Here is a 22,724-nt window from a genome sequence, read left to right as displayed (position 1 = left end):
TGATGGACACTCATGTTCATGGTGCGGGGCAGTCGTTCGTGCTGACGGCGGACCATCTGCGGCAGATCGCCGAGGGGCTGGCTCCGTACTTCCATCCTGGTGCCGACGGTCCGCGGGGCCAGGTGGTCCGTGGTGCGGTGGGTGAGCGGCCCGGCTACCGCGCGGGGATGCGCGATGCCATGGACGCTGTGGACTACCGCACCGCGGACGCGGGCGCGGCCACGGACCCGACCGCGGCTCGGGCCTCGGAGCCAGGTTCACATGCCGATGCCGAGTCTGTGGTGGAGCCGGTGGCGTGGGATGAAGCGGGTTCGGGGCTGGACCCGGAGGAGTTGGAGTTCGTGTTGGAGTTCGTGTCCGAGGCCGTGGGTGAGGACCCGGACGTGGAGTCGGGGGTGGAGTTGTCGGGGGGTGAGGGAGCCGGGGGCGTGGAGGGGGCGTTGTCTTCGGGGGATGCCTCTGCTGTGGGTGCTTCGTATGTGGATGACGGCGGTTCTCGGGGCGCGTTCGCTGCCGGTGGTGGCCGTGGTGAGGCGGATACGGATGTAGTGGCGGCGCGTGGGGCGAAGCGTCGTCGGCTGGATGGCGGTGGGCGGCCGGTGGTGGAGGCGGCGGCTGCCGTGCAGGCCGGGGGTGAGGTTGCCGCCGGAGCCGGCGCTGCCCAGGACGGGGGTCCTGCCAGGTTGCTTCTTCAGGTGAAGTTGGAGCGGGTGCGGGATGCTCTGGGGTCGGTCGATGGTGTGGACCCGGTCGAGAGGCTGGCTGAGGTGGTGCAGATCCCCGTAGACCGGGTGCGGCGCATGGTGGGGGGCTCCGTGAAGCAGACCGGCGTGACCGGGGAGGTCCTTGAACGGATCGATGCGGCCTTCGGCCTGCTCAACGAGGGTGCGGCGCTTACTGCGGAGGCGGTGGACGAGCGTGTCCGTGCCCGCTGGACTCCTCTCCAGGCCACGATGGTGTATCTGATGGAGCAGGCGGGAGTACCCGGCAGAACAGCCGAGGGAGTGGGGTTGTCCGACCTGCTCCAGGGCTGGAGCCAGGGCACATCGGTGTATAGGTACCGATTGGGCACGATGACGCCGACCATGAAGGTCGGTGACAGGATCAATGCGCTCCAGCGTCTGTTCGAGGCGGGAGAACACGGGGTGACCCCCGCTCGGCTGGACGCCGAGGTCACCCGGTATCGCGGCGCGGAGGGGGTGGACTTCGCGGGCAAGCTGGCCTATCTGCGCGGGAAGCTGGGGGGAACGCGGTCTCTGGTTGGTGCGATCAAAGCCTCAGACGCAACCCTCAACATCTCAGACAGGTCGGTGCTCAGGTATGAGAACCCGGACTATGACGCGAACCCGCCGATGGATGTCGTCGAACGGGTGGACGAGCTGTATGTGTTGTATCGGGAACTGGACGACGTGGCGGAGATGGCCGGGCTTCCCACGGGCGAAGCGCTGAGCCCGGTTCAGGTCAAGGCAGTGCGTCTGCGGGAAAGTCTGGGGGAAGGAGAGCTGACCCGATTGCTGGAGGCTCGCGCGGGCGAGGTTTCGTCCATCCTGAGCGGCCGGGTGAAGATTCCAGACACGAAGGTCATGGAGCGGATCGATGCGGCGTACGGCCTGCTCGAGGAGGGGGCCGCGGTGACCGCGGAGGCGGTGGCCGAGCGTGTCCGTGCCCGCTGGACTCCTCTCCAGAAAACGATGGTGTCCCTGCTGGACAGTGTGGGAGGGGCCGCGACCCTGTCAGACCTGCTCGGTGCGAACGTTTCATCGGTGCGGTATGTGCGATCGGGCGTCCAGCAACCGCACAAGAAGATCGGCGACCGGATCCGGGCCCTGGAGCGCCTGCTCAGCGCGGGGGTCGGGGGCCCCCTCCCGACGCGTGCCGATGTGGACGCCGCAGTCGCCGCTATACCCGCGTATGACCTGACGGCCAGGGTGCGCTACCTGGTCCAAGCGGCGGGAACTCTCGCCGCCGTGCTCGGGGAACTCAACGCCGGGCGCGCGGTTGGAGAACCCAAGGTCGCCGTGACCACGCTGACGTCGTACCTGCAAGGCAGCAGTGCGGACCCGATTACAGAGTTCGCCGATCGGATCGACCGGGCGTGTCATGACTTTTGGCGGCTGGGGTTCCGTCCTGTTGACGCCGAACTGGCCGGGGTATTGAGTGGCGAGGTCGCCGCCGCGACGGCTCCCAGGTCCGTCGCTGGAGCTGTTGGGCGCGGGGCCGGCTCAGCAGGCGGGGACACTGCCTCCTCCGCGGCTGAGGGTGACGGCGGTCAGCCGGGGAATGTGGTGATGAATGATCCGGCGGGGTCCACCGGGTACGGGGGTGCGGATGCCGTTGCGGGCGAGGAGGGGCAGGAGGAGGAGTTCACCCCGGACGAGATGGTCGCGCTCATGGGGGAGTTCACGGTGGTCTCTCCTGCCGGGGCATCCTCCTTGACGGGGGCAGAGGACGTCCCTGCCGATCAGGACCGGCATGCGAGAATCGATGAACTGCTCTGCTCCGAAGCCGTCCTGGGCACCCGCGTGCGGCACCACCACGTGGAAGGACTGTCGTACGCACAGTCGGCCGCGGTGACCTGGACACTCGACGAGGACGCCGAACTGCGGCTGGGTGAACTCGCACTCACTGCGGCGGACCATGCGAACCTGCTGCTCAGGTCCCCGGACCTCTTCCCCGAGGCAGTGCGGCGGAGCTTCACCCGGCTGACGGCGCCCGAACACGGAGGTCCGCTGCCCGCAGAGTGAGGCACGGCATCCCGGGACGCCCTGCAACCGTGGGCGCGCCGGGCGGTGTGAGCAGCCCGCTGCGAACCTCCGTCGGCCGGACCTTCGGGCGACGGCCGCCGACCCACCCCGAGAGGGGTCCCGGGACCGGCGCCAGGCTGCCGGAACCCAGTTCGCACCCCCCATTGAACGACGGAAAGGACATCATGAACGCGCCAGAGACGCAGGGCCCTCGGCAGATACCCTCCCAGGCCGCGGAACCGGAAACGGCGACCACGGCACCCGGGACGGCACAGGCCGCAGGTTCGCCGGCCGCTGAAGAGCCCGCCGCCGTCGGTGAGGCGACCGCCGCCGCGGAAACGGCCAGGACTGCGCCGTCCGCCGAGCACGCGGCGCAGCCGGCTCCCGACGTGGAGCCCGTCTCGCCGGTCGCCGGAGCGGCGCGGCAGCCGGACGCGGCAGGAGACACCGCCGCCGCCCTCGCGGGCGAGGCGGAGCCGGAGACCGCCACCGCCGTCGACACGGAGGAGGCGGAAGAAGCACCCGAGGGCATGACCGAGGCCGAGCCGGCCGCCCCGCCCGGGCGGCCGCACAAGAGCCTGCTGGCCGGAGCGGCCATTGTGGGGGCGCTGCTGATGACCGTACCGTTCCTGGTGGGTCGCGACGGTGAGAACCCTCGTGCGGCTCCCGCCGGTGCGGCGCCCGGCACGGTGCTCGGTTCCCCAGGGGACGGGAGCCTCCCCGTTGGTGCCGTCGGATCAGCCTCGCCGACCCCTGGCGGCACCGCTGGCACGGGTGGACCGGCCGGGGAATCCCCGACACCGGACGGTCCCGCCGCCCCCGGCGCGAGCGCGGATACCGGCGCGGTCCCCTTCCTGAACGGCGCGGACGGGACGCCCGCGGGCCCGGTGGAGCGCGAGGGCGATGGCTCGTCCGCTCCGGAGAAGAAGGCGCCGGCCGCGCCGACACCGGCTGCGCCGGCACCGGCAAAGGCGTCACCCGCCGCCAACACGGCGCCGCAAAGTCTCACACAGGTCGCCGGCGTGCCCGTCCGCAGCCACGCCTCGGGGCGCTGCATCGACGTCACGGGAGGCAAGGGTGACGGCACGCCGCTGCAGATCTGGGACTGCAACCGACAGGCACAGCAGAGCTGGCGCTTCATGAATGACGGGACGGTGCGGGCGCTGGGGCTGTGCATGGACGTCGCCTGGGGCGCCACCGGTAACGGCGCGGTGATCCAGCTGGCCACCTGCAGTGGAAATCCCGCCCAGCAGTTCCGCCTGAACTCCGCGACGCACGACCTGGTCAGCCTGCACGCGAACAAATGCGTCGACGTGAAGGACCGGCAGACCGGCAACGGCACCCGCCTGCAGTTGTGGGACTGCAACGGCCGGGACAACCAGAAGTGGAGCGCCGGCTGAGTCGGCTCTCAACGGTTTGAAGGGCAGTCCCCGCGCCGGTTGAGGTGGAGTTCACCGGCCGCGTCAACCGGGCGGTCGTGCACCGCCGCTTCTGGTCCGGCGGCGCCTTCGCGCGGTCATGCGGCGGCGCACCCCTCCCCGTGATCAAGGGCTGCATCGAGAACCAGAAGCGGCCCTACTGCGCGGCTGCCTGCCCACCGGACCTGCTCGGGACTGACACAAAGGAGCTGAGCCGGATCGGGTGGGCGGAGCGCACCCTGCCGTCGGCCCTGTTCTCAGCTGGGTCCTCAGGTGTTCAGCTAGCCTGTGATCTGTTTCACTCGGCACTCGTTCGAGGTCTTTTGGCTGGTCAGCGGCGGGTGAGCCCGATGCGTGGCAGGAATCGTCAACAAGCTGTCATTGTGGACGTGCCGCCGCTGGGCACAGGCTGTGACGGTGAGACAACGACGTGTTGTGAACCTGCTCTACCCAGGCGCCCAGACGCTGGACGTCAGCGGCCCCCTCGAAGTCTTCGACACCGCGAACCGGCTGTTAGCCGAGCCGGGAGGCGCCTACCGCCTGCAATGCGTCTCCCGTGACGCCCCGTCAGTGCGCACCTCCGCCGGCCTGGTCGTGCAGGCGGAGCCGCTGGAGGCGGCCGAGGGGGCGATCGACACCCTCCTCGTTCCCGGCGGCCCAGGTCTGAAGGAGGCCTTGCTGAATCCCCCTCTCATCGCGTGGATCAGGGGCGCCGCGGCACGGTCCCGGCGTGTGGCCTCCGTGTGCGGCGGGGTCTTCCTGCTGGCCGAGGCCGGCCTCCTCGACGGACGCAGGGCCACCACGCACTGGGCGTTCTGCGAGCAAATGGCCCGCCGGTACCCCGAGGTGACCGTGGATCCCGAACCGATCTTCGTCTGGGACGGCCCGTACATCACCTCAGCGGGCGTGTCCACCGGCATCGACATGGCCTTGGCCCTGGTGGAGGACGACCACGGCGCGGCGTCCGCCCTGGAGGTGGCGAAGTTCCTGGTGCTGTACTTCAAACGGCCCGGCGGACAGACCCAGTTCAGCATGGTCCTGGACGCACAACTCGCCGAACAGGAGCCGATCCGGCTTGTGCAGACCTGGATCCAGGAGAACCTGCATCGCGCCCTGCCGGTGTCCGAACTCGCCCGTCGGGCGAACATGAGCCCGCGTCACTTCGCCCGCGTCTTCCGTCATGCGGTGGGGATGACACCGGGTCAGTACATCCGGCGGTTGCGCATCACCAGGGCCCGCCAGCTCCTAGAGGCCACCGACCTATTGGTGGGCCAGATCGCGATACGGTGTGGATTCACCGCTGTCGAAACGTTCCTGCGCGCGTTCTTCGCCGTCGTCGGACTCACCCCCGTCCAGTACCGCAGGCACTTCCAGCTCCACGCCCCCTCCGGCCTGGTCGTCGAGCCGGCCTGGGCCGAAGGGCGGTCGGCATGACGCACCGGATGCGGCTGGTGGACCACGTGGCCGCGGAGTTGCACCGGATCGGGGTCCGGTACGTGTTCGGGGTGGGCGGCGCCAACATCGAGGACCTGTACGACGCGGTGCACCGCGCCCCCGGCCGGATCCGCGGCGTTGTGGCCAAACACGAGTTCTCCGCGGTCACCATGGCGGACGGGTACGCCCGGACCACCGCGCGCCTCGGTGTCGTCGCCGCCACGTCGGGCGGGGGCGCGATGAACCTGGTTCCGGGACTGGCCGAGGCGCACGCCTCGCGGATCCCCCTGCTTGCCCTGGTGGGACAGCCGCCCACCGGTCAGGAGGGCCGGGGCGCCTTCCAAGACTCCAGCGGAAAGGCGGGCTCCTTCGACGCCCGCGACGTATTCGCACCCGTCTCGCGGTTCTGCGTCCGGGTGACCGAACCCGCCGCGATCGCCGGGGCGCTGGCCCAGGCGATCACCGTGGCGCAGACCGAGCCGCGCGGTCCCGCCGTACTGCTCCTGCCCAAGGACGTCCAGCAGGCCCGCATCGACTTACCGGCCACGGCGGGAGCCGCGGTGCCTACGAGCATCGCCGGCACCGGGGCGTCCGTGCTGGCCGCGGCAGCACCCGCCGCAGCAGGCGTACGGGCGAACGCGGCACAGGCGGCAGCAGCAGGAACCTCGCGCGTGCCGGCGGTTCCCCGGCCGGATCCCGCCTCCCTGGCCGCGGCCGTCGCCGTGCTGCAGGACGCCTCCCGCGTCATGGTGATCGCCGGGGAGGGGGCGGCCGGGACCGAGGCCCGCGGGGAGTTGGCCGCACTGGTGCGGCGTCTGGGCGCCTGCGTGGCCGTGACCCCGGACGCCAAGGACGTCTACGACAACCGCAGTCCCCGGTTCGTGGGCGTGGCAGGCGTGATGGGCCACCGCGAGGTCGAGGACTGTCTGCGCCGGGCCGATGCCTGCCTGCTGGTGGGCACGCGCCTGCCCGTCCTGGCGCGGGGCACGCTGGAGCCGCTGCTCACCGGGATGCCCGTGGTCTGCGTCGATCCCGAGCCGCCGTTCGTTCCGGGCATCGCCCTGCTCGCAGGAGTGGCCGACACTCTGCGAACGCTGGCGCGCCGTGTCCGGCCGCGGCCGTCTGCCTGCTCGGCCCACCATTCCCCCTCCCTCACGGATCTCCCCCCGGTCTCCGGCGCCGCCACCGACTACGCCTCGGCGGTTGCCGCGATCGCCGAGGCGCTGCCCCAGGACGCCCATGTCTTCGTGGACGCCGGCAACGCGGGGGCCGCCGCCATCCACTCCCTGCCGGCCCCCCGTGACGGCCGCTTCGTGGTGGCGGCGGGCATGGGCGGCATGGGCTACACCTTCGGCGCCGGGATCGGCGCCGCGCTGGCCACCGGCCGGCGCACCTACGTGGTGGCCGGTGACGGGGCGTTCTTCATGCACGGCATGGAGGTGCACACCGCCATCGAGTACGGCGCGCCGGTCACCTTCGTCATCCTGAACAACAACGCGCACGCCATGTGCGTCATGCGAGAGGAGTTCTTCCAGGGCGGCGCCCGCCCCGAGAACGTCTTCCACCCCTCCCGCATAGCCGCCGGCATGGCGGCGATGTTTCCCCGGCTGCGCGTCACCTCGGCGGACAACCATGCACAGTTGCGCACCGCGCTGCTGGGCAGCAACGCCGACGGCGGCCCCGCCCTGGTGGTGATGGACTTCGACCACCGCGGGATACCACCGTTCCAGCCCTTCCTGACCGCGTCGACACCGTCCCGAGCCGGTTCGGGCGCCACCGCGCCCGGCCGCCACCCCATCAACGAGCAGGAGCACGCGCATGACGAACCGATCCACGTTGGCTGACATCCCGGGCCTGGTCCGGGTGGAGAACACCAGCCCCGAGGAACTGGCGCTCCTATGCCGGGAAATGACCCCGGACGCCTACCCGCACCAGCAGGTCTACGGCGAGTACTGCCCCATCCAGGAGTACGTCGACTGCCCGCCGCAGGCGGCATACGACTATCTCAGCCGCGGCCACCACCTGGAGGAATGGACGTGCAGCCTGCGCGGGTTCGAGCCCGCCGGCACTCCGGGGCTGTGGGTGGGCCACGACCGGCTGGAGAAGGGCACCCGGATCTACTGCCGGGTCGAGGCCCACCCCGGCGCCATGACGGTCGACTACCACTGCGCCTGGGACCAGAGCGACGAGCTGTGGATGGTCTACCTGATGCGGGTGGTCCCGGCCGCGCTCGTCCTCGGCCGCCCCGGGTCGTTGATCACCTGGACCAACTGCCGCCATCCGTACTACCGGAACAACCCGCGCCCGGACCTGGCACCCCACCCCGACCGGCGCTGGGTGGGTGACTACTGGGACCTGTTCTACGCCGGACACACCCTGGAGATGCGTAATCTCAAGGCGATTCTCGAGTACCGGCACCGGAGCGATCTGCCCATCAGCAGCGCCCCGGCGGAGCGGATGGCGCGATGACGCAGGTGAGCCTGACCGACGTCTCCGCCTATCTGCCCGGCGAGCCCGTACCCGCCGCCTTCTTCACCGAGCACCCGGCGGCGGAGGACAAACTGCGCGACAGCCCGATGTTCAAAGTCCCGCCGTACCGCCACCATGTGGCCCCCGACGAGACCAACGCGGACATGATCGAGCGTGCCGTCCAGCCGCTGATCGAACGACACGGCCGAGCGGAGATCCGCCGCGTGGACGTCCTGCTCGTGCACAGCCAGCTGCCGGACCAGCCCTTCGTGGGCGCCGGCACCGAAGTGGCGCGCCGGCTGGGCCTGTCCCCCCGGTGGCTGATCGACGTGGCCAACGCCGGCTGTGCCTCCTTCGTGCACATGCTGGAACTGGCCCGGCAGATCCTGCTCAGCGGCGACGCCCGCACCGCCCTGGTATGCAACGCCCAGAGCGCCGCGGGCCAGCTGTTCACCCAGTCACAGGTCCGCGGTCTGTCCCAGGCCGCCATTCCGGGCGACGGCGCCGGAGTCGGCTACGTGACGACCGCCGGACACGCCCCCGTCCTGGGGATCGAGAGCCGGCACAACGCCGACTACGCCGGCGACATGACCATGGTGCGCGACGACGGGCGCAAGTACTGGGAAGAGGGCGACGCCCAGGTGCGCATCGGGTTCACCGAGACCGGAGTCGCGAACGTGCTGGAGCGGGGCAACCGCCTCGTACCGCACGTCGTGCGGGATCTGTGCCGCCGACTGGACATGGACGTCACCGACATTGACTGTCTGATCACCAACCAACCCAACCGCACCTTCCTGCACAACTGGCGTCAGGCGCTGGGCGTGCCCGCCGAGCGTCACCCCGACACCTTCGATCGGTGCGGCAACCTCTTCGGCGCTGCGATGCCCGTCACCCTGGACGACGCGATCCGCTCCAAGCGGATCAAGGAGGGCGACCTCGTGGTGCTCGCCGGATTCGCCCACGCCGGGGACTACGCCGGCGCCGCCGCGATCCGCTGGGGGCAGGGACGGTGAGGGCCGCGTCCCCGTCAAGGGATGGTCTCAGCAGTCCTCGATCTGCGTGTGAAGCGTTCCGGTGTGGATGAGTGCGGCTATGCGGCTGATGTCCTCGTCGAGGGGCCGGTCGCCGTCGAGGACGGCGCAGTGCCGACGGAGCGCGGTGTGGGCCGCGTGGGTGGCGGGCGCGAGCAGGTCAGGGCCGCGTAGATCGGCGGCTTGAGCCAGGGCGAGCAGGTGAATACCGGCGACGTGGGTGGCGAGGCGGGTTGCTGTGTGGGCGTGCCGGGCGGCGATGGTGCCCATGCTGACCTTGTCCTGATTGTGGGATTCGGTGGAACGGGAGAAGGACCCGGCGGGCATGCTCAGGTGCATGGCCTCCGCGGTGAGGGCCGAGGCGGCGATCTGGGCGTCCTTGAAGCCGTGGTGCAGGCCCGCTTCGCCGGGGCCGCCGAGCGGTGCGAGATCGGCGGGCAGTCCATGGCTGTAGCGGTCGTCGACCAGCAGCTGGAGCTGGCGGTCGAGGAGGTCGGCGACGGAGGCGACGGCGCTGGTGAGAGCCTGGGCAGCGTGTGCGACATGGCCGCCGTGGAAGTTGCCGCTGTTGTGGACGGTGGTGGTGTCGGCGTCGAAGAGCGGGTTGTCGTTGGAGGAGTTGATCTCGATGGTCAGCCAGCGGCCGGTCCACTCCAGGGTGTCGTGCAGGACGCCGATGACGTGAGGTGCGCAGCGGATGGAGTACGGGTCCTGGATGTGGCGGTCGAGTTCGACGTAGCCGCTGTGGGAGGTGTCGGCGCTCACCGGGGGAGCGGTGAGCCGGGAGCCGGTGAGCAGGCTGTGGATACAGGCAGCGCTGTTCGCCTGGCCCGGGTGAGGCTTGTGGTCAGCGTGGCGTCGTCATCCTGCTGGACGGCACCCTGGTGCGCACCCGACGCCGCACCCTGGCGCCGACCGACTAGCAAGGCCACCCGCTTCCCAGACCAGCCAGAGCGTCCCACCCTCGGCCCATACCAGCCTCGCGACCCGCACCTTCAAGATGAAACTCCTCAATGGTGGAAGACGTTCCGGGCCCGGGAAGCGGGGCCTGCCGCCGGGCCGAGGGGAGCTCGCGGCTGAGTGCGGTCCGTCAGCTCGCGGTGTATCCGCCGTCGACCGGCAGGGTGATGCCGGTGATGAACCGGGCATCCTCGGAGGCGAGGAAGGCGACCGACGCCGCCACGTCCGACACCTCGACGATGCCGGGCATCGGGTTGAAGGAGGCCATGCCGGCCCGCAGGCCGTCCGGGTCCGCACTGCCGGCGATGTACTCCTCGATCAGCGGGGTCACCACCGAGCTCGGGGCCACGGCGTTGACCCGCACGCCGCGGTCCGCGTACTCCAGCGCCACCGACCGGGTGAGCCCTACCAGACCGGCCTTGGCGAAGGTGTACGGCGGCACACCCGCGAGCCCCTTCAGGCCGCACACGGAGGAGGTGTTGACGACCACGCCGCCGCCGGCGTCCAGCGCGCAGGCCGGCCGCCGCGGCAGCCCCTCGCCCGAGGCGATGGCGCAGATGATGGCCGAGCACGCGGCGACTGTCGTGATGTCCACCCCGACCACTCTCAGCCAGGTGGCGGCGCATCTCGTCTCGCGCAGGGAACAGCTGCCGTCCGTTCACCTCCTTCTGTTCGGAGGCGAGGCGTTCTACGAGGACCAGCGTTCTCTTGTGGTCACGGCGTTTCCGAACGCGGACATCCGCTCGCAGGGGTACGCCTCCGTCGACGCGGGTATCCTCGCCGCTCCGGTCCCGGGCGAGCCGGACGCCCGGGTCCATCGCGTCCACCGGCCTCACAAGCTGCTGGAAATCGTGGACGAGAGCACCGGCGAGCCCATCCGGGAACCAGGACGGCCCGGACGGCTGCTCGCCACCGACCTGGTCCGGCGATTGATGCCGGTCATCCGCTACCCGGTGGGTGACGTGGCGGCATGGGTGGACTGCGAGGACGGGCGCTTCCGCCTGCTGGGCCGGTCCGGGGAAGGAGCCAGGGTCGGGCCCGTCACCGTCTACATGGAGGACTTGCGGGCGGTGGTGGAGGAGGTGCGGGGCGACCAGCTCATCGCGGGGATACAGGCGGTGCAGCGCCGCCGTGACTCCAAGGACGAACTGGTGCTGCGGATCGCGGGCGAGATCAGTGACGCCGGCCGGCTGGCCGACTCCGTGATCAAGTGTTTCGAGGAACAGCGCCCCATGTTCGCCGAACACGTCCGCGCCGGACTGATCAGCCCGCTGCGGGTCGAGTACGTCGCGGGAGAGGAACTTGAGGTCAACCTCCGCAGCGGCAAGATCGTTCGGCTGTCGACCAGCGTCTGGGCTGAGCGAGAAGGATCCGACTGGACGCGGTCCGTGGCGGCGGGAGGGGATCGGCGGTGCGGGACTTTCGCCACCGGCGGATAACTCTCGCCGCCGCCGGTCCCACCCGCCATCGCATCTTCCCTGTGCGGACCAACGACAATTCCGAATCAGGGCAAGCGTGCCAAGTAGCTTAAATCGCTTGTTCGGGATGTGCGACACTGGGGCCGTGGCCGAGACACGCAACCCGAGCCGACGTCGCGACGATGGTCGGCGCACCCAGCTCATCCAAGCTGCCGCACGCGTCATCGCCAGGGATGGAATCGCGGCGGCGACCGTCCGCCGGATCACGGAGGAGGCGGGGGTGCCCGGCAGCCTCGTCCACTACTGGTTCGCGGACAAGGACGAACTCCTGGAGGAGGTTCTCCTCGCCGACCTCGACGCCATCTCGACCGCCGTCGCCGAGGCGGCCGATACCGGGGCGGCCGGTGGCGGGGCGGCCGGTGGCGGGGACGATTTGCTCGACCGCCTCCGGGCGGCCTTCCATGTCATCGAGCAGGACGACCGCGGCCGCCAGATCCTTCCGTACGAGTTGACGACGTGGGCGCTGCGGAAACCCGAGTTCGTCCATGTCGCGAGGAAGCAGTACGCGGCCTACCGCGAATTGGGGACCAGGACCATTTCCTCCTGGACGAACGCCACGGGTGTGCAGCTGCCTGCCGACGTCCCCGTCGTCGGGCAGTTCATCACCGCTCTCTTCGACGGACTCGTTCTGGCATGGCTCGCCGATCCCGACAACACCGATGTCGATGCCGTGCTGAGGCTGGCGCACGACCTCTTGAAACCCTCCGTGCCGGATACGCCGGAGACATCCGACGTGTCCTGAGCCCGCACAGCGGACCGGCAACAGCCGTCCGCAGCGGTTCGGGACAGCACAACAGATCGGTACCTGCGCGGTCGAGGGCGCCCTCGCCGCGTCCCCCTGACGGGGAGAGGATCGCCGGCGGCATGGCCCTCTCTCCCCGTCGCCGAGTTGGGGACGACTGCTGAAGCGGTTGGCGTCAGGACTGATGGAGGGTCTAAGCGGTCTTGCGTAAGTCGGTTTCTGTTGTCCGGAGTTGAGTGTCTCGATGGGTGAGGGCCTGGTCGACGGTGGCTTGTAGTTCCTCGATCCATGGATAGGCGCGGATGGGGATGTCCTCATACTTAACCGACCGCCACACGCGTTCGCTCCGGTTGAGCTCCGGGCTGTAGGGCGGCAGGTAGTGGAGAGTGACCCCGGGGGTCTCCAGTTGCGGTCGGGCTGCCTTCACTACCCGGCTGACGTGGGCGGATGCGTTGTCCAGGACGACGGTCCGTGGTCTGGGCGGCCTGTCGGGCGGCGGGGCCGTCTTGAGGGAGTCCCGGCCCTCGGGCAGGCCGGCGATGTGGGTGCACAGGAAGTCGAGCAGCACGTCGGCGGTGATCTTCCCGGTGGTGGTACGAAAGACCAGCCGTGGTTCAGGTCCGTCGATGCGCAGGGCGCCCAGAGCGTTGACCCGCCTGCCGCAGGTGCACTCCTGCAGGACGAGCGCGCGGGTGCCACGGCGGGCCCAGGTGTAGGCGGTGGGCAGAGTCGGCGAGAACCCGGCCTCGTCCAGGTAGAAGAGGTCGATGTCGCCGGTCTCGGCCCTCAGCCGTACAGCCGCAGGCCCTCCAGCTGATCCTTTGCGATCTGCTGGAGGGCTTCGTCGGCCTTGTGCCGCACGGTGGTCCGGGTGCGTTTGTAGCGGAAGCCGTCCTGCTTGAGCAGCACAGACAGCCGTGCGGGGTGAATCTCGACCCCGCGTTCACGCTGCAGCCAGGCCGCGAGCCGCGGCAGGGTCCAGGTCGGGCCGCCGTCCTCGGCGGCCGCGTCGAGCATCTCCTCCATAGCGTCCAGATCTGCCCGTGTGACCTTCGGTGGACGTCCGCAGCGGGGTGCGTCGGCCAGCGCGGCCGTCCCGCCGGCGGTGAAGCGGTGCAGAGCCCGCCGCACCGTGACCGGGTGGACCACCATGATCCCGGCCACCTCGAGCGCCGTCCGGCCCTGTCCCGACAACCGCACGCATTCCGCTCGCATCCGGGTGTTCCGCGGCAGATCCCGCAGCAGCAGCAGCAGCCCCTCGACATCACTCTTCTGATCCGGCGTAAGCTCAAGTATCAGCGGTTTCGGCACGGCGGACCCCCTCCCACCAGCCGGTATGCCCACCCCACACCTGACTTACGCAAGACCGCTTAGTAGGGCGTGCCGGTCCAGGCCGGCATCCACCTGCGCGGGCCCGAGGCGCCAGGGCTCACCGAACTGGCCGCCGAGTTTGCTCCTGACCGCGCATGGGTCACCGTGCTGGCGGACGGCGACGCCCGATAAGGCACCGACCGGGAGCGTGTGTTCACCCAGCTGCGGCACTTCACCGCACCGCTCGGACGAAACGGCCTCGCCCGGCCGGCCCCGGTGCCCGGCTCCGGGCACAGCCGGGCCGGACGGTATACGTACTGCCCTGCCCCGGCCGGCCCCTGCGGACGGGCGCCGGCGGTATCCTCCGGGAGTGCGGGGTTTCCGCTGCGGCGACGGGATGACCGGGCCGCTGGAATCCGACCATCACCTCGTGCGCACCCGGCAGGTGATTCTCGTGGGCAAGGGCTTCGCGGGGCGGGAGTTCGAGACGCCTCTGGCCGGGCCCGGGGCCGTCACCATCTTTGCGCCGAGATCAAGCGATCTCGGGTCGTCCGCCGCCACTTGGAACCTCGGACTCCCTCATCCGGCTTCCGCGGACCTGGCCACCCGATCGTGGGCAGCGGCAGCCGGTGAGGCCGGCTTCCCCGGCCACAGGCGACTCCATCTCGGCTTCCGGCCCGTTAAGGAGGGCGCGGCGCCAAGGGCGTGTGACTGGCTGGTGGCATCCGCCAGCTGGTGCAAGGAGATGTTCAAAGCGCGTAGAAGGTGCAGCGTTTGGCGGCGGCTGCCAGCCCACCGGTTCCGCTCTTCCGCCCGCACGTACTCAGAGGCGTCCATTCCGATGCTCTGGGCCAGCACGGTCACGCTGAACCGTCGAGCCAACCGATGCTGCCCGAGCGTACGAGGCTTCTCAATGCCCATCAATTCGTTGGTGTTGCACCACAGTACGTCCGCCAGAGCGAACAGTTGCTGCTCGGTGGGGCGGTAGGCGTCACTTTCCCAGGCGATCACCAAATCGGGATCGACGCGAGCCTGGAACACGTTCATCTGATCTGACACCTGCTGGGGTGAGAAACCCAGACGCTCCCGTGCTGACTGGGCGTTGACTGCGGAGAAGGGCGGTCGGTTCACTGTTCGGTGCTTCCTTGACTGGTGCGGCCATGGGGCCATGGCCATTGACGTCTTCAAACCGATGCGCTGGCTGATCACCACAACGTCGAAGAGATGCCCTGCCGGCGGCAGCGCACGGCCACCCGATGCCCCTCTCGGCTGTCCTCTGCATGGCATCTCACCTCCGTGAGCACGTCCGGCGGCCCCTCCCGCCCTGCGGGAACAGACTCGTGCGACACCCTCGACCGGCCCGAAGACGGAAACGGCTGGGGAAGGACGAGAACGCGCTTTTGTGTCTCCCCGCCGACATGCCGCGCTGCTCGCGCCGAGGTCGCCCGGCATGCTGTTCGCGCGACGTTGCACTTGGGTTGGCGCCCCCGGGCCAGGGTTGGGTCCGGGGGCCGACGCGGCCTTCCCGAGACCGGGGGGAGGGCTACTCGGGGTGGCCGAACGGACAACACAGTACGGGGCCCCGCCGGGGCCTGTGAGCAGTCGGCCGCGTAAGGGGCCGGATGGGAAGGCTGAACGTCCCCTCTGGGCACGACCGCAGGCATCCGGCGTACGAAACGCGGGATCGCGTTCCCCATGGGCGTCACGCAGCGGCACATGAACGAGGGTGGAGGTAGTCGACCGCCGCCTCGTCCGCCCGCCCGAATGTGTGGGTCGCTCACTCCGCCGGCATGCCTCGACAGCACCGCCGTGCCTGTCCAAGCGGGAAGGACGGATCAGCCTGCAACGAAGGAACGCCGGAAGCGCCGATGACAGCGGGATGACGCAAGGGGTAGCGATTCATCCCACCGTCGGCGCCACACCGGGTGACCCTCCGGTCAATTTCCGTGGTGGCGGAGCCCGAGCCGCCGGTCAGATGAGGCCGGCGCGGATGGCATACGACACCGCCTGTACTCGGTTGCGCAGGCCAAGGCGGATCATGACGGCGGACACGATGTTCTTGATGGTGCGCTCGGAGTAGCTCAGTTTGACGGCGATCTCTGAGAGGGTCATGCCCTCCGAGACCAGGCGCAGGACGTCGATCTCCCGGCAGCTGAGCCCGGAGGCGGTCAGGCCTTTGGGGCTGAGGACCTCACGCTGGACGTATTCGAGCTGATCCAGCAGTCGGCCCTGGACGACCGGCGGCAGACACGCTTGCCCGACCGCAACGGCGCGCACCGCACGTACCAGCGTCGTGACATCGACCTCCGACCGCCACAGCACCGCTCGCACCCGATGCTCCGCCACAGCGGCGGGGTCGGCGTACCAGCCGCCGTCCGCAACCAACACGAACCGGGCCCGCTCCGGTGCGGGCAGACAGCGCAGCAGGTCCAGCGCCGCGGCGTCGACCGTGCTGACCGCGGCCACCACGGTCTCGGCTTCCCCCAAAGCCGTCAAGGTGACATGGATACTCTTTCCCAAACATGCCTCCAGACCAGCCTTGGTCAGCGGATCCGCAGCGTGTACGGCCACAAGCACCGAGCTCATGCCTGCTCCTACAGGGTGCATTGAAACGTCAGATGTCGGAAATGGGAGAGACCGGGTTCACCCGGATCACCTCGCGGACGGTGGGCGGCGAGCCTCCCGACGAGCCCCACCCGTCCCGCCCACCCGGCTGCTGCCGAGCGCGGAGATCGCCGCCCTCACAGGGGCAGGGCGAGCACCTCGCTACGGAATGCCGAGGCCCGCTCGTTGCCTGCCGGCGTCCTTGCGGGCGCGGGTGATCGTCATATCGACGTATCGGTTTAGTAGAGTCGGTGCCGCGCCGGCCGCCCACCTGATGACCTTGGTGCTGGCGCCCGGGACGACGCTGGCCCGGCCGGACTCGGTTCCCTTGAGCATGGCGCGCGCCACGGCGAGGGCGGTGAGCGGCTTTTCGCCATTGGACAGGGCGAGCAGTTCTGGTGGTTTGAGGGGTTGCTCGCATGCGAGCATCGGGGTGTCGACGTCCGGCGGGTAGACACCGGTGACGGTGATGCCATGTGGCCGGTACTCCTGGCGGAGGACTTCGCACAGGCCGCGGACGGCGAACTTGCTGGGGCAGTAGGCGCCGTAGCCGAACACGCCGACCAGCCCGGCTGCCGAGGAGACACACGTGACACTCGCACCGCGGCCGCTCATCAGGTCGGGCAGTGCACCCCGGATCGTGTGCAGGGTACCGAAGTAATTGATCTCCATCTGCCGCCGCAGATCGCTGTCGGTCAACTCGTGGAAGTACGCCGGCTTGGTGATCCCGGCACAGGTGATGACCGACCGGATCGGACCGTGAGCGGCCCGACCGCGGTCGAGCGCCGCAGCGACGGCGTCGACGTCCGACACGTCGCCAGGCGCGACCACCGCGTTCGGCAGCATCCTGCCGCGCAGCGTCTCGGCGTCGGCACCGTCGAGGGCGATCACCGTGACGCGGGCTCCCGCCTCGACCAGCAGCTCCGTCGAGGCCAAACCGATGCCGCTGGTGCCCCCAGTCAGGACCACATGCCGGCCGTCCCAGAAAGTGCGTTTCACGAGGCGGCTCCTGCTTTCGGGGAGCCGGCCCGCGCCGCGTGACTCCGCAGTGGTTGGTAGGTCCGTTCGTCGAGATCGGCCCACTCGAAACGGTCGCGCAGGTCGGCCAGGTAGGAGACGTAGGTGGCCATGTTGACGTAACTGGTGTGCCGAGGGCTGTCGACGTAGGCGACACCGCCGCGCAGGTCGGGTTGGTCGTTCTTCTTGAGCGCGATGAATGCCGCTCGGTGTACGCCGGTCTCGCGGGCCCGGATGTCGATGAGTACCGTCTGGGCCATCTCGTCGAAGCGGGCGTAGGCTCCACCGGCGAATTCGACGAGGCCTAGGACGTAGAGGCTGTCCAGCTCGCGGGAGAAGATGTTGAGATACAGCTGTGGATGGTCGTCTTTCCAGGTGAGCAGGGCCGGGTCGAGGAACGGCAGCAGGTAGCGGTAGCCGGTCGCCAGCAGAATGACGTCCGCCTGCTCCTCGGTGCCGTCGGCGAAGACCGCGCCGGTGGGGGTCAGCCGGGTCACGTCGGGCTTGGCGGTCAGGTCACCGTGCGCCAGGTGGTGCAGGACCTGGGTGTTCATGATGGGGTGAGTCGTCAGCAGCTCGTGGTCGGGGGCGGGCAGGCCGAGCCGGGTGAGGTCACCGACGAGGCTGTCCACGAGCTGCGCGGGGTCGTCTGGCAGGCTCACGCCGCGTGGCGGGTCGAGGACGCCGGCGAGCACGGCATCGGTGGGCAGGCCGTAAATGTGCTTGGGCACGAACCGGTAGCCGCGCCGCAACGAGAGAAACGCCTTCTCGGCCTGGACGGCGGCGTTGACGGCGATGTCCACGCCGGAGTTGCCGGCACCGACTACCAGGACCCGCTTGCCCCGCAGCTCCGCGCCGCCCCGGAAGGTGGCCGAGTGCCGCAGGTCACCGGTGTAGCTGCCGGCTCCCGGCAAGTCGGGGGTGTGCGGGTGCCAGGTGACGCCCGGGGCGGCGATGAGCCCGTCGTAGGTGCGGGTCTCGCCGGTGGAGAGACAGACTTCCCAGCGGTCACCGGGCAGGGGCTGGGCGCGGGTCACCGCCACGCCGAGGGTGACGTGCTCGTAGAGCCCGAAGGCGCCGGCGAAGTCGCGGATGTAGTCGCGGATCTGCTGCCAGGACGGGTAGTCCGGGTAGTGCCCGGGCATCGGGAAACCGATGAATCCCGAAGTGTACTTCGAGCTGATGAAGTGCGCGCTGTCGTACATGGGGCTGCCGGGGTTGTCCATGTCCCAGACGCCGCCGACGTCGGAGTGACGCTCGAACCAGTCGAAGGGCACGCCTTCGGCGATGAGCGCACGGGCCATCACCAGGCCGGCCGGCCCCGCACCCACCAAGCAGTAGCGTCGCGTGTAGGCCACAGTCTCCGCGGTGGTGCTCCGCCGACGGGATCGGACCTTCGACTGCGCAAGAGCCGCGTACGTCGCGGGCCGCCGACGGCGCATCAGCAACGCGACGACAGTGCCTGCGAGGGCGGCGGCACACAGAACCGCCGGGCTGGCATTGACGGCCGGGTCGGTCGAATCCGTCAGCGTCGGGTAGTTGAGCAGGGCCAGCACGAATGCGGTGGTCAGGCCGACCGCGCCGATCGCCGGTGCGATGACGCAGCGCCACAGGTCTCGGTCGCTGCGGTGCCAGAAGAAGGCGACCACGGCGACGGACGCTCCCGCCTGCAGGGCGACGATCCCGAGCGTCCCGACACCGATGAACGCGGGTACCCACACGGCGTAAGGGTCGGCACCCGATGAAGCGGCGACGCCCGTGGCCAGGACCGACAGAATGCTGACGACCGCACTCGCCACGTGCGGGCTGAAGTGGCGGGGGTGGTAGCGGCCGAGCAGGCGCGGCAGTACGCCCTCCCTCCCGAGCGCGAACAGGTACCTGCTGGACGCGTTGTGAAGGGCGAGCAGTCCGGCGAGCAGGCTGGTGCACATGAGGACCGCCGCCATGTCGTGGAGCGGGCCGCCGCCGTACTGCTGGAGCAGCACGAACACGAATTCGCCTCCTTGCTCCCGTGTCAGCCGCACGACCTGGTCGGGGCCTGCGGCCCCGACGACGATCCAGCAGGTGAGTACGTAGAACAGGCCGATCGAGGTAACCGCGATGTAGGTGGCGCGCGGGATGCTGCGCTCCGGGTCGCTGGTTTCCTCGCCGTACAGGGCCGCAGACTCGAATCCGATGAAACTGAAGAACGCGAACATCAGCGCGATGCCGATCGACCCGGACAGCACGTGCGCACCGGAGAACGAGGCGGCCGGGAAGGAGGCCGCGCCCCGGTGCCCGACGGCAAGCGCGTCGAAAACCACCAGCACCGCGAACTCGGCGGCGATCAGAGCACCTAGCACCTTGGCCGACAGGTCCACTGAGCGGTAGCCGAGTATGGCCACCAGCACGAGCGCGAGGGCACTGTAGAGGTACCACGGCAGACCGACGCCGGAACTTGCCAGGACCAGGCTGCTGAAGTAGCCGAAGGCGCCGACCATGCCGATGGTCAGGGCGACGTAGGCGACGACCGCAACGTAGGCCGCCGCGACACCGGCCGGCTTGCCGAGGGCACGGGCGATGTAGGTGTAGAAGGCGCCGGTGTTCACCACCCGTCGGCTCATCGCCGCATAGCCGACCGAGAAGCACAACAACACGGCCAAAGCGATCAGGTAGACGGCGGGCAGTCCAGCCCCGTCGCCGTATCGGATCGCCAGCGGAACGTTTCCCACCATCGCGGCCATCGGTGCCGCGGCCGCGATCACTAGGAAGACCACTCGCCCAGTGCTCAGTTTCGCCCCGCCCCGGGCTTTTCGGCCACCCGTCCCACTCGCCATCGCAACTTCCCTTCGTCTGCGCCGAGTTTGACTAGGTCAAGCGTTCAGGTCAAGTATTCAGGTCACCTGTTCAAATTGTGCGAGACTGGTGCCATGGCCGAGACACGCAACCCGAGCCGACGTCGCGACGATGGTCGGCGCACCCAGCTCATCCAAGCTGCCGCACGCGTCATCGCCAGGGATGGAATCGCGGCGGCGACCGTCCGCCGGATCGCGGAGGAGGCGGGGGTGCCCGGCAGCCTCGTCCACTACTGGTTCGCGGACAAGGACGAACTCCTGGAGGAGGTTCTCCTCGCCGACCTCGACGCCATCTCGACCGCCGTCGCCGAGGCGGCCGATACCGGGGCGGCCGGTGGCGGGGACGATTTGCTCGACCGCCTCCGGGCGGCCTTCCATGTCATCGAGCAGGACGACCGCGGCCGCCAGATCCTTCCGTACGAGTTGACGACGTGGGCGCTGCGGAAACCCGAGTTCGTCCATGTCGCGAGGAAGCAGTACGCGGCCTACCGCGAATTGGGGACCGGGACCATTTCCTCCTGGACGAACGCCACGGGTGTGCAGCTGCCTGCCGACGTCCCCGTCGTCGGGCAGTTCATCACCGCTCTCTTCGACGGACTCGTTCTGGCATGGCTCGCCGATCCCGACAACACCGATGTCGATGCCGTGCTGAGGCTGGCGCACGACCTCTTGAAACCCTCGGTGCCGGATACGCCGGAGACATCCGACGTGTCCTGAGCCCGCACAGCGGACCGGCAACAGCCGTCCGCAGCCGACGCGTCGCGCACGACAAGTCCGAATCCCCGCTCGCGTCCCCATCACAGCCGGAGACGGTTCTGGCCCCACCGCAGCGCGGCGAAGCACAAGGATTTCCGGGTCCGGCATCGCGGGGACACGGGCGGTGCGGCGCTGATGGCTCCGAGGGCGAACTGATCCCTGCGTACGGTGGGTGACTGCGGCGACCCGAAGGAGCGACGGCGGCTGCGCACGGTGCGCCGCGGTCTCTGCCCAGAGGAAGTCGACTTGCTGTGATGCACGGTCCACTACGAGGTGCCGACCGATGCCTCCCGGCGCACCAGTAGGTCGAAGGACTCCGGGGCTGAGTACCGGCTGACCACCGCGTCGAAGAGGTGCCCTGTCGGCAGTAGATGGGTCCGACGTGGTGTGTCGGCCTCCTTCACGCGGTACATCCCAGCGACGTCGGCAGGAGCGGGCGACCACTCGACACCCTCGACACCCTCGGCATCCGCTCTACGCCACTCACCTCGGTCGGTGTGGCTTCCTCCGCAGACTCGGCGTCCGTGGTCGCTCGACATGTTGATCAGGGGACGTCCCGTTGGCTTGTCCGGGGAAGCCTGCCTCCGGGGCATGGGGTGGGATCCCGGGGTGTGACCGGCCGCCCGAGAGCGGGGGAAAGCCTGGTGCGGCCGGTCGACTGAAGCGTACGGCGCTGAACAGGGTCCGCCCAAGAGGAAGTCCGCTGGACGGGCCGAACAGGAACGCGGATCGGGCCGTCCGGACACGAACGATTCCGGGTCTGCCAGAGTGACCATGCCCGAGCACTCTGCGCCTCGCCCGCCAGAGTGAAGCCGTCGGCGATGCCCTTCTTCCGGCTGTGCGGTCCGGTCGGTGCCCGGCGGCCTACCGCGCGCACCCGTGGCGGCGTATCGAGCACACCATGGACAGCGGGAAGCGGCTGTTCTTCTCCGACCGTGAAGGGCTGCGCCGTGAGGTCGCCCGTCTGGAGCGCACGCACCGCCGTCTGGCCGGTGCCCGGTTCTCCAGATGGATCCGCGCCAGCGGCCCCGCCTCCTGGAGATCATCCAGAACCTCCGCGAGCGCATCCGAGGCCCGCGCCAACGGCTGGCTCGGCGAGGTCGAAGGACTTCAAGTCAGCTTTGACGCCGCGATGGCCAAGCTCAACAGCCTCAAACGGGCTCCGGCCGATGGCCGGCCGCAGTTGGTTGACCTTGGAATGCCGGTCTTCACCGACCACGCACCACTGCTTCAGCCAGGATCGGGAGAGCTCGGCTACCGGCCCTGATCCTGTCACCGAGCATGTTCGGCTTGGCGAAGACTGCGGAACACCTCCGCGGTCGTCCATCCGCGCAGCGTGGCGTGAATCGAGGAGCGGAATGCGGCCTCGGCCGTGGTGGCGTCGAGGGCCCCGGCCAGTTCGAGAGTCACGAGCCCGTGCAGGGTTGCCCATATCGACAGGGCGATCGCCGTTGCGTCGCCGGCGAGGACGGACGCCGTCAAGGCGCGATCGATCGCCGCGAGGAGCGGACGGATCGGGTCACTGGCGCCGACCTCCCCCGACGGGTCGAAGGACTGCACGCCACCGAACAGCACCGTGTACAGGTGGCTGTGTCCGCGCCCCCAACGACGGTAGGCGACGGCCAGCGCGTAGAGGTCGGCGAGAGGGGCCGCGGAGGTCTGCACCGCCGACAGGTCCTGGAACAGGCCGGTGACGGCTCTGTCGCGCACCGCACCGATCAGCCCGTCCTTCCCGCCGAACAGGGAGTACACCGCCGTCGTCGACGCCTCGGCGGCAGCGGCCACGGCGCGGACCGTGACCGACTCCCGCGGACGGGTGGCGAGCATCACGGTCGCGCACTCCACAAGCCGCTCTTTGACGGCCTCGTCGTTTGTTCTGGGCCTACCCACGGTCAGCAGCCTACCTTCTTTGATAACGTCGTTTTG

General features: G+C 69.5%; 18 protein-coding genes and 1 pseudogene. 10 read left to right on the top strand and 9 right to left on the bottom strand.

What is annotated here, in order from left to right:
• The first annotated feature begins 179 nt into the window (after positions 1-179).
• The 6 genes from ACFCZ1_RS34815 to ACFCZ1_RS34790 all read left to right on the top strand — a co-directional run bounded on the left by ACFCZ1_RS34815 (position 180) and on the right by ACFCZ1_RS34790 (position 9,078).
• Positions 180-2,744: a hypothetical protein gene (locus tag ACFCZ1_RS34815; protein ID WP_376682287.1), complete on the top strand. Its 2,565-nt coding sequence runs from the start codon at positions 180-182 to the stop codon at positions 2,742-2,744.
• A 185-nt stretch (positions 2,745-2,929) separates the two neighbouring features.
• Positions 2,930-4,144, top strand: a complete 1,215-nt coding sequence (locus tag ACFCZ1_RS34810; protein ID WP_376682286.1) for a ricin-type beta-trefoil lectin domain protein — start codon at positions 2,930-2,932, stop codon at positions 4,142-4,144.
• Positions 4,145-4,597: 453 nt separating this feature from the next.
• Complete coding sequence (locus ACFCZ1_RS34805) at positions 4,598-5,596, top strand: GlxA family transcriptional regulator (protein ID WP_376682285.1); 999 nt, start codon at positions 4,598-4,600, stop codon at positions 5,594-5,596.
• Positions 5,593-7,440, top strand: a complete 1,848-nt coding sequence (locus ACFCZ1_RS34800) for a thiamine pyrophosphate-binding protein (protein ID WP_376682284.1) — start codon at positions 5,593-5,595, stop codon at positions 7,438-7,440. The genes ACFCZ1_RS34805 and ACFCZ1_RS34800 overlap by 4 nt, the downstream gene beginning before the upstream one ends.
• Entirely contained in the window at positions 7,415-8,065 is a 651-nt protein-coding gene (locus ACFCZ1_RS34795) for an SRPBCC family protein (RefSeq protein ID WP_376682283.1), read from the top strand. Before ACFCZ1_RS34800 ends, ACFCZ1_RS34795 begins: the two co-directional genes overlap by 26 nt.
• A complete protein-coding gene (locus ACFCZ1_RS34790; protein ID WP_376682282.1) occupies positions 8,062-9,078 on the top strand; it encodes a 3-oxoacyl-ACP synthase III family protein in 1,017 nt (338 codons plus the stop codon). Before ACFCZ1_RS34795 ends, ACFCZ1_RS34790 begins: the two co-directional genes overlap by 4 nt.
• 27 nt (positions 9,079-9,105) lie before the next feature.
• Here the strand turns inward: ACFCZ1_RS34790 and ACFCZ1_RS34785 are convergent.
• Together ACFCZ1_RS34785 and ACFCZ1_RS34780 are read right to left on the bottom strand one after the other, a co-directional pair.
• Positions 9,106-9,936: pseudogene (locus ACFCZ1_RS34785) on the bottom strand (aromatic amino acid lyase); the annotation flags it as partial.
• 250 nt (positions 9,937-10,186) lie between these two features.
• Positions 10,187-10,651 carry an SDR family NAD(P)-dependent oxidoreductase gene (locus ACFCZ1_RS34780; RefSeq protein WP_376682281.1) on the bottom strand — a complete coding sequence of 155 codons (465 nt, stop codon included), beginning with the start codon at positions 10,649-10,651 and terminating at the stop codon, positions 10,187-10,189.
• Between ACFCZ1_RS34780 and ACFCZ1_RS34775 the strand changes: the two genes are divergently transcribed.
• Together ACFCZ1_RS34775 and ACFCZ1_RS34770 are read left to right on the top strand one after the other, a co-directional pair.
• Positions 10,644-11,495 carry a hypothetical protein gene (locus ACFCZ1_RS34775; protein ID WP_376682280.1) on the top strand — a complete coding sequence of 284 codons (852 nt, stop codon included), beginning with the start codon at positions 10,644-10,646 and terminating at the stop codon, positions 11,493-11,495. The two genes, ACFCZ1_RS34780 and ACFCZ1_RS34775, sit on opposite strands and share 8 nt — an antisense overlap.
• A 124-nt stretch (positions 11,496-11,619) precedes the next feature.
• Positions 11,620-12,276, top strand: a complete 657-nt coding sequence (locus ACFCZ1_RS34770; RefSeq protein WP_376682279.1) for a TetR/AcrR family transcriptional regulator — start codon at positions 11,620-11,622, stop codon at positions 12,274-12,276.
• Between the two features lie 193 nt (positions 12,277-12,469).
• Here ACFCZ1_RS34770 and ACFCZ1_RS34765 read toward each other — a convergent pair whose 3' ends face one another.
• The 6 genes from ACFCZ1_RS34765 to ACFCZ1_RS34740 all read right to left on the bottom strand — a co-directional run bounded on the left by ACFCZ1_RS34765 (position 12,470) and on the right by ACFCZ1_RS34740 (position 20,024).
• Positions 12,470-13,030 carry a transposase gene (locus ACFCZ1_RS34765; protein ID WP_376682289.1) on the bottom strand — a complete coding sequence of 187 codons (561 nt, stop codon included), beginning with the start codon at positions 13,028-13,030 and terminating at the stop codon, positions 12,470-12,472.
• A gap of 32 nt (positions 13,031-13,062) precedes the next feature.
• A complete protein-coding gene (locus ACFCZ1_RS34760; protein WP_376682278.1) occupies positions 13,063-13,587 on the bottom strand; it encodes a helix-turn-helix domain-containing protein in 525 nt (174 codons plus the stop codon).
• Between the two features lie 579 nt (positions 13,588-14,166).
• A complete protein-coding gene (locus ACFCZ1_RS34755) occupies positions 14,167-14,634 on the bottom strand; it encodes an XRE family transcriptional regulator (protein ID WP_376682277.1) in 468 nt (155 codons plus the stop codon).
• Positions 14,635-15,558: 924 nt separating this feature from the next.
• Complete coding sequence (locus ACFCZ1_RS34750; RefSeq protein ID WP_376682276.1) at positions 15,559-16,173, bottom strand: response regulator transcription factor; 615 nt, start codon at positions 16,171-16,173, stop codon at positions 15,559-15,561.
• Positions 16,174-16,353: 180 nt separating this feature from the next.
• On the bottom strand, positions 16,354-17,190 hold the full coding sequence (locus ACFCZ1_RS34745; RefSeq protein ID WP_376682275.1) for an SDR family oxidoreductase: 837 nt from the start codon (positions 17,188-17,190) through the stop codon (positions 16,354-16,356).
• The gene (locus ACFCZ1_RS34740) at positions 17,187-20,024 is read right to left on the bottom strand and encodes an amino acid permease (RefSeq protein WP_376682274.1); all 2,838 of its coding nucleotides are present in this window, start codon (positions 20,022-20,024) and stop codon (positions 17,187-17,189) included. The genes ACFCZ1_RS34745 and ACFCZ1_RS34740 overlap by 4 nt, the downstream gene beginning before the upstream one ends.
• Positions 20,025-20,117: 93 nt before the next feature.
• Here ACFCZ1_RS34740 and ACFCZ1_RS34735 point away from each other — a divergent pair, with 93 nt between their 5' ends.
• Together ACFCZ1_RS34735 and ACFCZ1_RS34730 are read left to right on the top strand one after the other, a co-directional pair.
• Positions 20,118-20,759 (top strand): TetR/AcrR family transcriptional regulator, encoded by a 642-nt coding sequence (locus ACFCZ1_RS34735; protein WP_376682273.1) that lies wholly within the window; start codon positions 20,118-20,120, stop codon positions 20,757-20,759.
• Positions 20,760-21,699: 940 nt separating this feature from the next.
• Positions 21,700-22,065, top strand: a complete 366-nt coding sequence (locus tag ACFCZ1_RS34730) for a hypothetical protein (RefSeq protein WP_376682272.1) — start codon at positions 21,700-21,702, stop codon at positions 22,063-22,065.
• A gap of 5 nt (positions 22,066-22,070) precedes the next feature.
• On the opposite strand, the gene ACFCZ1_RS34725 is transcribed toward ACFCZ1_RS34730, so the two are convergent.
• Positions 22,071-22,688 carry a TetR/AcrR family transcriptional regulator gene (locus tag ACFCZ1_RS34725; RefSeq protein ID WP_376682271.1) on the bottom strand — a complete coding sequence of 206 codons (618 nt, stop codon included), beginning with the start codon at positions 22,686-22,688 and terminating at the stop codon, positions 22,071-22,073.
• Positions 22,689-22,724 lie beyond the last annotated feature (36 nt).

It is taken from the genome of Streptomyces sp. NPDC056224 (assembly GCF_042267665.1).
Classification (GTDB): domain Bacteria; phylum Actinomycetota; class Actinomycetes; order Streptomycetales; family Streptomycetaceae; genus Streptomyces.
Note: the sequence above shows the minus strand (reverse complement) of the source record. Positions and strands in the feature narration are given on the sequence as shown.

What these genes read in the sequence shown, in the direction of transcription:
- ACFCZ1_RS34815 (WP_376682287.1), top strand. Translation starts at nt 180, where the DNA reads ATGGACGCTGTGGACTACCGCACCGCGGACGCGGGCGCGGCCACGGAC.
- ACFCZ1_RS34810 (WP_376682286.1), top strand. Translation starts at nt 2,930, where the DNA reads ATGAACGCGCCAGAGACGCAGGGCCCTCGGCAGATACCCTCCCAGGCC.
- ACFCZ1_RS34800 (WP_376682284.1), top strand. Translation starts at nt 5,593, where the DNA reads ATGACGCACCGGATGCGGCTGGTGGACCACGTGGCCGCGGAGTTGCAC.
- ACFCZ1_RS34795 (WP_376682283.1), top strand. Translation starts at nt 7,415, where the DNA reads ATGACGAACCGATCCACGTTGGCTGACATCCCGGGCCTGGTCCGGGTG.
- ACFCZ1_RS34790 (WP_376682282.1), top strand. Translation starts at nt 8,062, where the DNA reads ATGACGCAGGTGAGCCTGACCGACGTCTCCGCCTATCTGCCCGGCGAG.
- ACFCZ1_RS34775 (WP_376682280.1), top strand. Translation starts at nt 10,644, where the DNA reads ATGTCCACCCCGACCACTCTCAGCCAGGTGGCGGCGCATCTCGTCTCG.
- ACFCZ1_RS34755 (WP_376682277.1), bottom strand. Translation starts at nt 14,634, where the DNA reads ATGAACGTGTTCCAGGCTCGCGTCGATCCCGATTTGGTGATCGCCTGG.
- ACFCZ1_RS34750 (WP_376682276.1), bottom strand. Translation starts at nt 16,173, where the DNA reads ATGAGCTCGGTGCTTGTGGCCGTACACGCTGCGGATCCGCTGACCAAG.
- ACFCZ1_RS34740 (WP_376682274.1), bottom strand. Translation starts at nt 20,024, where the DNA reads ATGGCGAGTGGGACGGGTGGCCGAAAAGCCCGGGGCGGGGCGAAACTG.
- ACFCZ1_RS34735 (WP_376682273.1), top strand. Translation starts at nt 20,118, where the DNA reads ATGGCCGAGACACGCAACCCGAGCCGACGTCGCGACGATGGTCGGCGC.
- ACFCZ1_RS34730 (WP_376682272.1), top strand. Translation starts at nt 21,700, where the DNA reads ATGGACAGCGGGAAGCGGCTGTTCTTCTCCGACCGTGAAGGGCTGCGC.